This window comes from Christiangramia sp. 3-2217-3z (assembly GCF_051195275.1).
Classification (GTDB): Bacteria; Bacteroidota; Bacteroidia; order Flavobacteriales; family Flavobacteriaceae; genus Christiangramia; species Christiangramia marina.
The window spans coordinates 294,715-306,935 of record NZ_JBNJLI010000001.1 but is presented as its reverse complement, the minus strand read 5'-3'; the positions used below and the strand labels follow the sequence as shown (position 1 = coordinate 306,935).

General features: G+C 39.5%; 11 protein-coding genes. 5 read left to right on the top strand and 6 right to left on the bottom strand.

Features of this window, described 5'->3' with window-relative positions; all coding sequences use genetic code 11:
- Positions 1-3 precede the first annotated feature (3 nt).
- On the top strand, positions 4-714 hold the full coding sequence (locus ACSHZO_RS01460) for a potassium channel family protein (RefSeq protein ID WP_298246337.1): 711 nt from the start codon (positions 4-6) through the stop codon (positions 712-714).
- Here ACSHZO_RS01460 and ACSHZO_RS01455 read toward each other — a convergent pair.
- Positions 711-1,052: a tRNA-binding protein gene (locus tag ACSHZO_RS01455; protein WP_295179360.1), complete on the bottom strand. Its 342-nt coding sequence runs from the start codon at positions 1,050-1,052 to the stop codon at positions 711-713. The two genes, ACSHZO_RS01460 and ACSHZO_RS01455, sit on opposite strands and share 4 nt — an antisense overlap.
- Positions 1,053-1,117: 65 nt before the next feature.
- Here ACSHZO_RS01455 and ACSHZO_RS01450 point away from each other — a divergent pair, with 65 nt between their 5' ends.
- Both ACSHZO_RS01450 and ACSHZO_RS01445 read left to right on the top strand, forming a co-directional pair.
- Entirely contained in the window at positions 1,118-1,675 is a 558-nt protein-coding gene (locus ACSHZO_RS01450) for a thioredoxin family protein (protein ID WP_295179362.1), read from the top strand.
- 96 nt (positions 1,676-1,771) lie between these two features.
- Positions 1,772-2,416 (top strand): peroxiredoxin, encoded by a 645-nt coding sequence (locus ACSHZO_RS01445; RefSeq protein WP_298246336.1) that lies wholly within the window; start codon positions 1,772-1,774, stop codon positions 2,414-2,416.
- 30 nt (positions 2,417-2,446) lie between these two features.
- Here ACSHZO_RS01445 and ACSHZO_RS01440 read toward each other — a convergent pair whose 3' ends face one another.
- The 3 genes from ACSHZO_RS01440 to ACSHZO_RS01430 form a co-directional block, all read right to left on the bottom strand.
- Positions 2,447-2,995 carry a YfiT family bacillithiol transferase gene (locus tag ACSHZO_RS01440; RefSeq protein WP_298246335.1) on the bottom strand — a complete coding sequence of 183 codons (549 nt, stop codon included), beginning with the start codon at positions 2,993-2,995 and terminating at the stop codon, positions 2,447-2,449.
- Between the two features lie 61 nt (positions 2,996-3,056).
- Positions 3,057-3,989 (bottom strand): peptidylprolyl isomerase, encoded by a 933-nt coding sequence (locus ACSHZO_RS01435; RefSeq protein ID WP_298246334.1) that lies wholly within the window; start codon positions 3,987-3,989, stop codon positions 3,057-3,059.
- 36 nt (positions 3,990-4,025) lie between these two features.
- A complete protein-coding gene (locus ACSHZO_RS01430; protein ID WP_298246333.1) occupies positions 4,026-5,654 on the bottom strand; it encodes an amidohydrolase in 1,629 nt (542 codons plus the stop codon).
- A gap of 122 nt (positions 5,655-5,776) precedes the next feature.
- Between ACSHZO_RS01430 and ACSHZO_RS01425 the strand changes: the two genes are divergently transcribed.
- On the top strand, positions 5,777-6,346 hold the full coding sequence (locus ACSHZO_RS01425) for a hypothetical protein (protein ID WP_298246332.1): 570 nt from the start codon (positions 5,777-5,779) through the stop codon (positions 6,344-6,346).
- Between the two features lie 49 nt (positions 6,347-6,395).
- Here ACSHZO_RS01425 and ACSHZO_RS01420 read toward each other — a convergent pair whose 3' ends face one another.
- Entirely contained in the window at positions 6,396-8,132 is a 1,737-nt protein-coding gene (locus tag ACSHZO_RS01420; RefSeq protein WP_298246331.1) for a TonB-dependent receptor, read from the bottom strand.
- A 26-nt stretch (positions 8,133-8,158) separates the two neighbouring features.
- Positions 8,159-11,179 carry a tetratricopeptide repeat protein gene (locus tag ACSHZO_RS01415; RefSeq protein WP_298246330.1) on the bottom strand — a complete coding sequence of 1,007 codons (3,021 nt, stop codon included), beginning with the start codon at positions 11,177-11,179 and terminating at the stop codon, positions 8,159-8,161.
- Between the two features lie 161 nt (positions 11,180-11,340).
- Between ACSHZO_RS01415 and ACSHZO_RS01410 the strand changes: the two genes are divergently transcribed.
- Positions 11,341-12,024 (top strand): cell division ATP-binding protein FtsE, encoded by a 684-nt coding sequence (locus tag ACSHZO_RS01410; RefSeq protein WP_298246329.1) that lies wholly within the window; start codon positions 11,341-11,343, stop codon positions 12,022-12,024.
- The last annotated feature ends 197 nt before the right edge of the window (positions 12,025-12,221 follow it).

Here is a 12,221-nt window from a genome sequence, read left to right as displayed (position 1 = left end):
CACATGAAATATATCGTAATTGGTCTTGGAAACTTTGGATCGTCCATTGCAGAACAGCTTGCAGAAATGGGCAACGAAGTTATTGGTGTGGATATTAGTATGAGCAAGGTTGAAAGCATGAAGGAGAAAATTACTCATGCTATTAGTCTGGATGCAACAGATATGGAAGCCGTTAAGAATTTACCACTAAAGGATTGCGACGTGGTGATCGTTGGGATTGGAGAAGATAAAGGTGCCAATATCATGGCAGCCGCGCTTATGAAGCAAATGAAGGTGAAAAGAATTATAAGCCGCGCGATAGATCCACTACAGCGAACGGTATTGCAAACGATGGGTATTACAGAAATTATTCATCCTGAAGAAGAAACTGCTCACCGCTGGGCACAAAGATTAAATCTTGAAGGTGTGGTAGATAGTTTTGAACTGGACAGTAATTTTAGCATTGTTGAGACTAAAATACCTGAAGAGTATCACGACAAAACTGTAAAGGAACTGGACATCAAGGGAGAATTCAATATTCTTATACTTACGACCATGAATGTTTCTGTAGGTAAAAACGAGCTTGGAACTCCAACTGAAAGAAACACCGTACAGGGAATTGTGCATGCAGATACCAAATTATATAAAGACGATATCATGGTGCTTTATGGACACAATAAGGATATTCGTAAATTACTCGATCAACATAAAAAGTTTAAGGAAGCCCAGAATTAAGCGATCCTGAGTCCATTTGGTACTTTTTGATCTGGTGAGAGCAATACAACATCAGTTTCATCACTTACCACTCCCATCACCAGACATTCGCTTTTAAAACCGGCAATTCTTTTTACCGGGAAATTGACTACGGCGATCACCTGTCTACCGGGAAGTTCTTCTATCGTGTACCGCCTGGTGATCTGTGCAGATGTTCGCTTCGTACCAATTTCTTCTCCAAAATCTATCAGCATCTTATAGGCCGGCTTTCTAGCCTTCGGAAGTTCCTCAGCTTCCAGAATTGTTCCTACTCGCATATCAACTTTCTCGAAATCCTCCCAGCTAATTTCACTTATCATATTCAGAATTTAAAGATGGAAAAATAGAGAATATTGAGCATTAATAATTAATTTTAAAGAAAAAGATGTCACTTACATCCTCCAAAATGCTTCCGCTTGGAAGCGATGCTCCAGACTTTAAACTGATGGATACCCGAACCGGACATCTGCTGGATCTAAAAAATATCAAAGGCGAAAAAGGAACACTTATCATGTTTCTTTCAAATCACTGTCCTTTTGTAAAACATATTAACGGGGAAATTGTGAGACTCGCGAATGAATACAGGCAACTTGGCTTTGGCTTCGCGGGTATAAGTAGTAATGATCCCGAAAGTTACCCGGAAGATCATCCAGACCTGATGACAGAAGTTGCATCGAAAAATCAATATTCATTTCCTTATTTATTCGATGGCACTCAGGAGATCGCAAGAAAATACCAGGCAGCCTGCACTCCAGATTTTTTCCTTTTTGACGCTGAACTTAAATTGATATATCGTGGGCAACTGGATGACAGCAGACCAAATAATGGTCTGCATTCCAACGGAAGAGACATCAGGGAAGCGATGGATGCGGTGTTGAATAATCGTAAGGTCAATAAAGATCAAAAGCCATCGATTGGTTGTAACATCAAATGGAACACTTAATTTAACTTGATCTTTTCATTTGACTCCCTACAATTCTTTAAATTTGAATAACCTACTATTTCAGTAGGATTTAATAACAAAAAAAACAGATTGATTATGAGTGATTTGAAATTAGGCGATATAGCACCAGATTTTACAGCAGATACATCTGAAGGGAAAATTAGTTTTCATGAATTTCTAGGCGATAGCTGGGGAATCCTATTCTCTCACCCGGCAGATTATACTCCAGTTTGCACAACTGAATTAGGAGCTGCCGCGAATTATGCTGAAGAATTCAAGAAAAGGGATGTAAAAGTACTGGCGCTTAGTGTTGACGGAGTAAAGTCTCACAAAGACTGGATTAAGGACATTAATGAAACTCAGAATACCACGGTGAACTTTCCGATCATAGCAGATGAGGATAAAAAGGTTTCAGATCTATACGGAATGATCCATCCAAAAGCTGACAACACACTTACCGTACGCTCGGTATTCGTGATCGCTCCAGATAAGTCCATTAAAATGACGCTTACGTACCCTGCGAGTACAGGTAGAAATTTTGAGGAATTACTAAGGGTAATTGACTCTTTACAACTTACTGCTTACAATAAAGTAGCAACGCCAGCAAACTGGAAACATGGTGATGATGTTGTAATTAGCCCATCGGTAAGCAATGAGGAGGCAGACAAAATGTTCCCAAAAGGCTACAAAACGGTAAAACCTTACCTGAGAACAACTGCACAACCGGAATTAAAAAAGTAATATTTCGATTTAATAAATCTAAAAGGCTGGTTAATCCCAGCCTTTTCTTTTTTTAAGTTCGATGATGTGCTCCAGATGATGTTTCCCATGCCAGGCGTAATTAGCCAGACTTTGTTTTAAACTGTAACGAAAGCCAGATTCCGGATGTATAAAAGTTCTCTCGAAATCCTCTGTGCTCATATTCTCCAGCAAGATGATCCATTTCGCGTGCAGGGCTTTAAGGAATCCAAGGGATAACGTTACAGGTGTGAATTTTGAATCTGCCAGTTCTGCAAAACCTTTCTCATTGAATGCCTTAATAGTTGGCTCATCTTCAGTAAGCGCCCATTTAAAGCGCATAAATGCACTCATATGGCTATCGGCAATATGATGCACCAATTGCCGGATGTTCCAGCCTTCAGGACGATAGACCATTTGTAATTGAGCCTGGTCAAGATGTTCGACCTCCTCGATCAATGCCTGAGGCAATCTGGCCACTTCATCAATATAATTTCTTATGTTTTCCACGGAAACCTGTTCCGGAATTTCAAATTCCCCGATAGGAAATTTCAAATTTTCAATCTCTTCTTCTGTACTCATATCTAAAAATAGAAAACGCCCTGAAGAATCAGGGCGTTTTTAAGAAATATATAAGTCTATATTATTTTACATCCATCAATTCCACATCGAAAATAAGCACGGCATTTGGTGGAATGACACCACCTGCACCACGCTCTCCGTAAGCAAGGTCTGATGGGATCACCATTCTTGCCTTATCTCCAACCTGTAGTAATTGTATACCTTCATCCCATCCCGGGATCACATGGCCTACACCTACTGGAAATTCCAAAGGCTGATTTCTTTTGTAAGAAGAATCGAAAACAGTACCATCAGCTAACTGACCTTTATAATGTACCGATACGTTCTTACCTTTTTCAGCTTGTACGCCATCACCCTTCTGGATGATCTGGTATCGCAAACCACTTTCTGTAGATTTAAAACCTGCAGCAAGCTTGTCAACTTCAGCGGCAGCTTTCTTCTTTGCTTCAGCTTCTTTTTCCTGCTTTTGAGCGGTGAATGAATTGAATGCTTTAGCTGCATCGAATGCTTCAGCTTCTGCACCAACTCTTACGATCTCCAACTTTTCGATCGTATCGTTTTGCTGAATCTTGTCTACTACATCCTGTCCTTCAACTACACTTCCGAAGACTGTATGTTTACCATCTAACCATGGCGTTTCCACGTGAGTGATAAAAAACTGACTTCCATTAGTACCCGGTCCGGCATTCGCCATAGACAGTTTACCAGGCGCATCGTGTCTAAGATCTGCATGGATCTCATCATCGAAATTGTAACCAGGTCCACCAGCTCCGGTTCCCTGAGGATCTCCTCCCTGAACCATAAAATCTGGAATCACTCGGTGAAATTTGAGTCCGTCGTAATAAGGAACTCCCTTATCTTTCGGGTCATTTTCTATCTTCCCTTCTGCAAGACCTACAAAGTTCCCTACAGTTCCAGGTGTTTTTTGAAATTCCAGTTCAGCCAGGATCTCTCCTTTAGAAGTATGGAATTTTGCGTATAATCCGTCGTTCATTATTTTAATTTTTAATAAGCTACAAAGATAATTGCTTTAGTTCTTATAGACCTGCTCCCCTGCTACAAAAGTTGAGATCACTTTTGTATCTGGCACTTTGTCGATCTCTACTTTCATTAGATCACGATCCAGGATCACGAAATCTGCGAATTTCCCTTCTTCTATACTACCTTTTTCGTTTTCTTCAAAATTTGAATAAGCAGCCCAGATGGTCATACCGCGTAAGGTCTCTTTCCTACTTAGTGCTTCTTCTCTCATAAATCCACCTTCAGGAAAGTTTTTGGTATCCTGCCTGTCTACGGCAGCGTAGAATGTATGAAATGGATTAACCTGTTCTACAGGAAAATCTGTTCCAAGAGCTACCATTCCCGCCTGGTTTAAAAGTTTTTTATATGCATAAGCGCCTTTGATCCTTTGTTCTCCAAGTCTTTCTTCAGCCCAGTACATATCGCTGGTTGCATGCGTGGGTTGGATGGATGGGAGGATATTTTTACTGAAATATTTGAAATCATCTGCATCGATCACCTGCGAATGCTCCACTCTCCATCTTCTATCTTCGGAATCACTTAAAAGTGAATCATAGGTTTTGAGAACCATATAATTAGCAGAATCACCAATGGCATGCGTATTCATTTGAAAACCGGTTTTCGCAATACGTTCGGCGGTGGCTTTGAATTCTGAAACCGGAGAAAGCAATGCACCATAATGATCATCACGATCTGAATAAGGTTCTTTCAATGCTGCTCCACGAGAACCAAGTGCTCCATCTCCGTAGAATTTCACTGAACGTACGTTGAGCAGATCAGTTTTATAAGGTCCTTTTGCAAGATAATAATCAAGATTCTTATCGCTGTTACTTAGCATCGCATACAAGCGAATTTTCAATTCTCCAGTATTATTTAAACTATCAATAAGCTCAATTACCTGCTTGTCCAGTCCTGCATCATCTACCGTGGTTAATCCATAAGAAAATGAGATTTCCTGAGCAGCCAGTAAGGCTTTCTTCTGTGTTTCAATGTCTGTGCGTTCTGTGATCTCTTCGATAAGCATCATTGGATTATCAACAAGAATCCCGGTTAGTTTCCCGTTTTTTTGCTCAATATCCCCACCATCAAATTCTGTATTCGTAGTAATACCCGCTTTATCAAGAGCAGCCTGGTTTACCAGCATCGCATGACCATCTATCCTGGTAATTGCTATTGGCGTATCAGGAAATAATTGATCGAGGGTGTCTTTTAAAGGAAATTCCTTTACTTCCCAGTCATTTTGATCCCATCCACGACCTACGATAAATTCTGTTTTATTTCTTTTCTGAAATTCTTCGATTCTTGTAACAACTTCAGCAAAGCTTTTAGTCTCGGTAAGATCCACTCGCTGTTGCTGCATTCCAAGACCGTAGAAATGCGCATGAGCATCGATAAGACCTGGATATACTGCTTTTCCTTTAGCATCTAATTCTTCAGAAAAATCGAATTTTTCTCTCAAGGATTCTTCAGTTCCAACTTTAAGGAACTTACCATCTTTGACGGCAAAAGCTTCCGTAGTATTAAATTCAGAATCGACGGTATAAACTACGCCATTGAACACTAAAAGATCTGCCTCCTGTTTCTGTGCTACGCTTGAAAACGTAAGAAAAATGGCAAAAACCAGTAATAATCTTCTCATATTTTAAATTTTCAACTAAAATAATCAAAGAAGTATAAGCTTGAAGTGTAATTCACGGAAAATTAAGGAAATGCGAGTAGCGGCACGCAACCAAATATATAAATCTGTATCTTCATAATACCATGATGAAATTAAGCACATTTAGCTGGTCACTTGGTTTTCTTTGCGCAGGTTTCTGCTGTCCCGGAGAGGATGATTATATCGAACCCGCCACCTACACCATACAAGTTCCGGACCTTATTCAAATTAAAGATTCAAGGACAAACTATACATTGAACGATACGATATGGATCAAAACAGAAGTTCCCGTGAATCTGGAACATAATGGTGAGGTACTTAATATTTCTGAAGTAGCTGGAAATTCAGATAGGTTGTATGCCTACCTGGACCTGTACCAGCAAACAGGATTCGAGAATCCTACGCTACTTAGCCTTAGCCAAAATGAAGTAATAATTCGTGAAGGGGAAGTTTCTACCAGTAGTGCGCTCATTGCTACCGCTTTTTTAAACGGACAGAACTTTCAAAGTGAATTTGGTATCGTTCTAAAACAGCCTGGAGAGTTTTTTGTTAGCAGTTACTATCAGCAACCTCTCAACCTTTATGTAGATAGCAATAACGGAGTACTAGTTTATCTACTTACTACTTTCAAAAATTCAGATGAACCCGATCTATTTAGATTTACTGTAGAATAAAAAAAGGAACCTATTCAGGTTCCTTTGAATTTTATAGTGGATGTAATAATTAATTAAAATCGAATTTATAGGTTACTCCACCCAGAACCTGAACACCCTGAACGTTGTAGTCCATCCATTTCTGGTAATTATTGTTCAACAGGTTACTTCCCTTTACAAATGCAGATAATTGATCATTGAATCTATATCCAACATGAGCGTTAGCATCAAAATAACTATCTAGAGTAACTATTGGATCTACGAAGGTCAGGCTTAGAGACCTGTTTTCATCTTTACGTTCACCTACAAAAAACAGGTTCGCTCCAGAATACCATTTTTCAGTTATCTGATAATCTGCATTCAGACTAGCCGTCATATTTGGCAAATTCCATGCTTCTGCCTGGTCGTCTGTGTTATAATTTAAAAATTCAGTATTAATTCCTAACCTGAAGTTTCTATTTACATCCACATTCAATTCCGCAGCAAGTGCAAGAGTTTTCACATCATCATACACCACATCAAAACTGTTTCCATTAGTATATGGTTCCCCATCCAGGACCATCGCATCGTAATTTCTTCGGAACAATGGTTTGTCAAATTGAGACTGATAACTGGCTTTTAGATTATAAGAGATCGCGTTGGATAGCTTCCCTTTTCCACCAATATACCCTTTGTATTTACTATCGGTTGGCCTGATCGTAAGCGTTGGTGAAATATATGGATTTGCCTGGTAGAAATTATAATAAGTATTCTGTTCAAGGTCACCATCTAGACCAGCATATGCCGTAAAGTAATCTCCAGCAAGTTTATAGCTAGCATTCACAGTAGGATAGATATAAATGTCTCCATCGCTGTTCTCCACATCTGCGCCATACACGAAATTCACACCCAGATTAATACTAAGATCATCTCTCAGGATCAATAAACTTGGGTTTGCATTAAAGATCATATAGGTATAATCATACCCTTCATTAGAATCATAACGTTGCTCGAACTTCCCATTTAGAATATCTGCTCCAACTTTGGTTGTGATCAACTCCTCAGCGATCTCCACTTCAAAAAGACCATCTACATTAAAGTGATTTTCGGCAGTGGAAAATGAATCTCCTGAATGTCTGAATTTGGCTTTCGCCTTTTCGAAGAAGCTATCATATAATTCGATCTCACTTCCAACGTAAACAGAATAGTAATTTTGCTGAGGATCTAGATTAGCCAGAAATTGAGAGGTATCAGGATTTGCCGGCACATTGTATTCCGGTAGTCCATACCAGTTGAACAATTGATGCTCAGCTCCAAACTCGGCAATCCAGGAAAGATCCCGATTTCTCGTGTTGTAATTTAAATTTAACTCGGTATCGTAGAATTTATCATCCAGATAGACATCATCAATCCCTCCCTGGGACGAATTATGCGTTAGAAATACACCAAAATTCTTACTACGATCAATTTCGATATTAGAGTAGAATTCTGCGAGAACATTGGAGTAGTTTCCAAATCCAAGTGTCGCGTAATTATCATAGACCTTTGGTGGTCTTACACGCTCCACGGTGGTAGCCCGACCTTTTACCGGAGTAAATGTTGAGGCCACCGGAACAGAAAAAATGGAATATAGCACAGGCTTTTTTTGCAAAGTAACCGAGTCATTTCTAACCGGACTGGCTTTTATCTTACTCGCATCTCGAACAGATGGTGTATATGGTTTAACTACGGTTACCGTTTCGCTACCTAAAGGGTCCTGGGCATATAATATCCCACCAAACAGGATTAGACCGAAAAACAGATTTTTCTTAATTGCTTGAAATCGCATATAGCAGTGAATCTATTAGATTATTTTTAGTTGTTGGTTTCTACTGAAGAATTGGTTTTTGCTTCCTGAGCTTTGATCTTACTTAGTTCAGCTTTTGCTTCAGAAACAATATCCGGGTAATTCTGGAAGTTCTTGATCACATTCTCCAGAATGTAAGTCGCCTGGTAAGCATCGCCCAGAGCGTAGAAGTTTTTAGCCATTAACACAAGACCTTTCGCTCCCCACATTTTATATCCTGAGAAATCTTTTGCCAGGATCTGTACAGCAGCATTCGAAGCTTCAAAGTTCTTATCCCTGTTCTTGAAATAAGCATCATAATATAATGCTTCTGCACCAAGTTCTCCCGTAGCAGTTTTCTGAACTTCTTTGTAAGCAGATCTCGCTTTAGATTCATTACCCGATTTGATAGCTGCTCTAGCAACCATAATCCTCGCAACATTACTGGCTTCAGTATCTGCTGTAGCGTTGCTTAATACTTTTTCAGCATACACATTAGCTTTTGCAAAGTTTCCAGTTTCATAATAAGACTTCATTAGGTTTTGCTGAGCAAACACCACATTCTCGTTATTATCTGCCTGTTTTTCAAGTTTTTCCAGTAGAGGAAGTGCCTGTGCATAATCCTTCTTCTCCAGGTAAATTTCAGATAAACGTGTTAGTGCCTGCTCGCTGAATTCGTTTTTAGGTTTGGAAGTCACATATCGATAATTAGCAATCGATCTGTCCACTTTTCCATCACGATAATATAGCTGAGCGAGGTAGAAATTAGCATTGATGGAGTGAATCCCGTTCGGGAAATTCTGAACATATTTTTCAAAATTCGCCATTGCTTTCGCAGTATTGTTGTTCAGATATTGATTTTCTGCTGCTTCATACGTAGCATTGTCAAGATCTGAATCACTTACTTCTACAAAGTCAATATTTCTTACCCAATTTGCGTACTCGTCGGTTCTACCTAAATCTACATATACGTTTCTTGCGGTAGACACTGCTTGCTTTGCTTCCGGAGTATTAGGGAATTCAGCAACCACTTTTCTCAGTCTCTCCAATGCTTTATTCCCATCATTGTTATTGTAATAGATAAGCCCCTGCCTTAGCATCGCTTTTGGAACCAGTGCACTTTCCGGCACATCACGAATAAGTCGATTGTAAGATTGAATCGCCTGGTCTGTATTATTTGCAGCTACATAGGTATTCCCCAACTCATACATCGCGTCATCACGATATGGTGAGCGTGGGTAACGATTAATGAAACCATTCAATTCTTCCAGTTTGGTATCATTTCTATTTATGAAACCGTAACTGATAGATTTCTGGAAAGCAGCATAATCTGCATTGCTCACTCCGTTGTCTATAGCTTTTTGATAAGCTTCCATCGCTGGCCAGTACTGGCTGGTTACATAATAGGTATCCCCAAGTCTTAAAAGTGCATCGTTTTTCTTTGCTCCTTCCGCAGAAGCTGAAGAGGCAAATGACTTAAAGTAGTTGACCGCCTGAGTATAATCGTTCTTCTTAAAATACGCATACCCAATATTATAGTCCAGATCTTCATATTCCGGAGTATTTTTTGCAGCACTCATTCCTTTAAACTCGCGATATCCAAGAATGGCATCATCCATTCTATTAATATTGTATTCACTTTCAGCTTTCCAGTAAGTAGCTTTCGCTGTGATATCCTGGTTTCTAGGTTCTTTAAGAGCTTTATCAAAATTCTTGATCGCCTCGTAATACTCTGCTTCTTCGAAAAGTTCCAGTCCGTAGAAATAAGCAACTTTCTGGTAAGCCTGTTTATCACTGAAGTTTCTGTTATTTTCCAGCAATCTCATCGCTTCTTCGTAATTTTTTGAAGTAATAAAGGAATCAATAAGTAGCGATTCCATTTCAGATTTGTGTTCTGATGCTGGATAGGCATTTAGGTAATTGATCAACACTTGTGATGGACTCTCATAGGAATTTCCGATCTCGTAACTAAGTTTGGCGTAGTTGAAAAGCGCGTCTTCTTTGATCTTTGCATCAAACTCCATTTCAGACGCATTTTTAAAAGCGTTTAAAGCCTGTTGCTTCTGGTCACTCTCAAGATATGATTGAGCAAGGTGATAGTAAGCGTTCTGTGCGATCGCATTTTTACCATCAACGATCTTATTAAATTCACTGATCGCCGCTTCATAATTACCCTGTTTGTAATAAGCGTAACCAAGCTGGTAATAATCTGTGTTATTCCATTTACCTTGCAGGCCGTTGTAACCTTTTAGATAAGGAATCGCTTCCTGGTAGTTCCCAAGATTGAAATAGCTCTCACCTATTATTTTATTCAACTGCGGAATCTCTTGTCGGTTAGCTTTCGGTAACTGCTCAAGTCCCTGTTCAATTGCTTTTTCGAAATTCCCAAGCTTGAAGTTCATGTCTGCCTGGAAATAAGAAAGATCTTCGGTGTACCGATCGTTTCCTTTTACTTCTTCGAAATACTCGTTGGCCTCCTCATAGTCGTCCCCTTCATAGGCGATATAACCAAGATAATATTTCGCCTGTGCGCCATATTCTTTGGAATCCCGAACGCGGTTCAGGTAAGTTTGAGCCTCCTCGAATTGATTGGAACGGAAATATGCATACCCATTATTAAAGTAATATCTCTCCCTGTCTTTTTTGCTCATGGCATTCTCATCCACGCGGTCGTACCACTTTCTGGAGAGTGCATATTTACCGGTTTGGAAATAATAATCGGCTACATCAAGGTAAGCCGAATTGGTTTTTGTGCTGGTAGGATACCTGGTCACAAAATTCTCCATAAGCCTGTCGGCTCCCGGTTGATTCAATCTCACCGCAGCATTGGCGATATAATACGCAGCATCTCCCTTGATCTTTTCATCATCGGTCTCGTCCATCACCTCGTCAAAAAGGTTTTGAGCGGCGAGATATTGCTCATTATTATACAATTCCAGTGCCCGATTGAAATCAACCAGGTCATGTGTATATGCAGCAGATTGCTGACAAATACCGGAAAATGAGAAGGATATGAAAACGACTAGCAGGTAAGCTTTTCTCAGTGTCATTTATGATGTTTTAGATTGGAAATCAAAGATAATTTAAAGCTTGATTCTATAACGTTGTTTAACTTCTATAATTATGTTAATGGTAAAAAAAGTATGTAGCTGCACCTTGAAAAATGTATATTTGAGCATAATTTTACCCGAATATTCAACGTTAGCAACCCATGTCTCAAACTGTACTTGAACTAAAAAACGCCGCCATCTACCAACGCGAAAGCCTTATTTTATCTGAAGTGGATGTAACCGTCTACAAAGGTGATTTCGTTTACCTGATAGGAAAAACAGGTACTGGTAAAAGTAGCTTTATGAAAACATTGTACGGAGACCTGCCTTTAACTGAAGGTGAAGGAAGCATTGTAGATTATAATCTTCGGACCTTGAAGGAAAAGGATATCCCATTTCTAAGACGAAAACTGGGAGTTGTTTTTCAGGATTTTAAATTGCTAACAGATCGTAATATAAAAGACAATCTGCTTTTTGTACTGAAGGCTACAGGCTGGAAATACAAAAAAGGAATGGACAGTAAAATCGATGAAGTACTGGATAAAGTGGGTATGAAAACCAAAGGATTTAAATATCCTTACCAGCTTTCTGGTGGAGAACAGCAGCGTGTGGCGATTGCCCGAGCATTGTTGAATGATCCTGAATTGATCCTTGCAGATGAGCCTACCGGAAACCTGGATCCACAAACCTCTGTGGAAGTAATGGAGGTATTGCAGGAAATTAGCAAGAATGGAAACACTATCCTTATGGCAACCCATGATTACGCCTTACTGCTAAAGTATCCTTCCAAAACCTTAAAGTGCGATGGCCAGAGAGTTTTCGAGGTAGTTCAGAAATCGGTTTAATGAATTTAGGAAAAGGGGCATCTATACTTGCTATACTTGCAGTAATTTTGATAGCGGCAAACTTCTGGCTCGCTTACCCTGATAGTTTTGATATTGTTTTTTACCTGCTTACCATATCGAATTTGTTTATTCTGATTGCATCTGTTATAAGCTTCAGGAAGCGGAAAAACAGGACTGATTCATCCGAATTTTAGAAT

Bases quoted from the DNA above. Each gene is read 5' to 3' on its own strand.
- ACSHZO_RS01460 (WP_298246337.1), top strand. From the start codon at position 4: ATGAAATATATCGTAATTGGTCTTGGAAACTTTGGATCGTCCATTGCA.
- ACSHZO_RS01455 (WP_295179360.1), bottom strand. From the start codon at position 1,052: ATGATAAGTGAAATTAGCTGGGAGGATTTCGAGAAAGTTGATATGCGA.
- ACSHZO_RS01450 (WP_295179362.1), top strand. From the start codon at position 1,118: ATGTCACTTACATCCTCCAAAATGCTTCCGCTTGGAAGCGATGCTCCA.
- ACSHZO_RS01445 (WP_298246336.1), top strand. From the start codon at position 1,772: ATGAGTGATTTGAAATTAGGCGATATAGCACCAGATTTTACAGCAGAT.
- ACSHZO_RS01440 (WP_298246335.1), bottom strand. From the start codon at position 2,995: ATGAGTACAGAAGAAGAGATTGAAAATTTGAAATTTCCTATCGGGGAA.
- ACSHZO_RS01435 (WP_298246334.1), bottom strand. From the start codon at position 3,989: ATGAACGACGGATTATACGCAAAATTCCATACTTCTAAAGGAGAGATC.
- ACSHZO_RS01430 (WP_298246333.1), bottom strand. From the start codon at position 5,654: ATGAGAAGATTATTACTGGTTTTTGCCATTTTTCTTACGTTTTCAAGC.
- ACSHZO_RS01425 (WP_298246332.1), top strand. From the start codon at position 5,777: ATGATGAAATTAAGCACATTTAGCTGGTCACTTGGTTTTCTTTGCGCA.
- ACSHZO_RS01420 (WP_298246331.1), bottom strand. From the start codon at position 8,132: ATGCGATTTCAAGCAATTAAGAAAAATCTGTTTTTCGGTCTAATCCTG.
- ACSHZO_RS01415 (WP_298246330.1), bottom strand. From the start codon at position 11,179: ATGACACTGAGAAAAGCTTACCTGCTAGTCGTTTTCATATCCTTCTCA.
- ACSHZO_RS01410 (WP_298246329.1), top strand. From the start codon at position 11,341: ATGTCTCAAACTGTACTTGAACTAAAAAACGCCGCCATCTACCAACGC.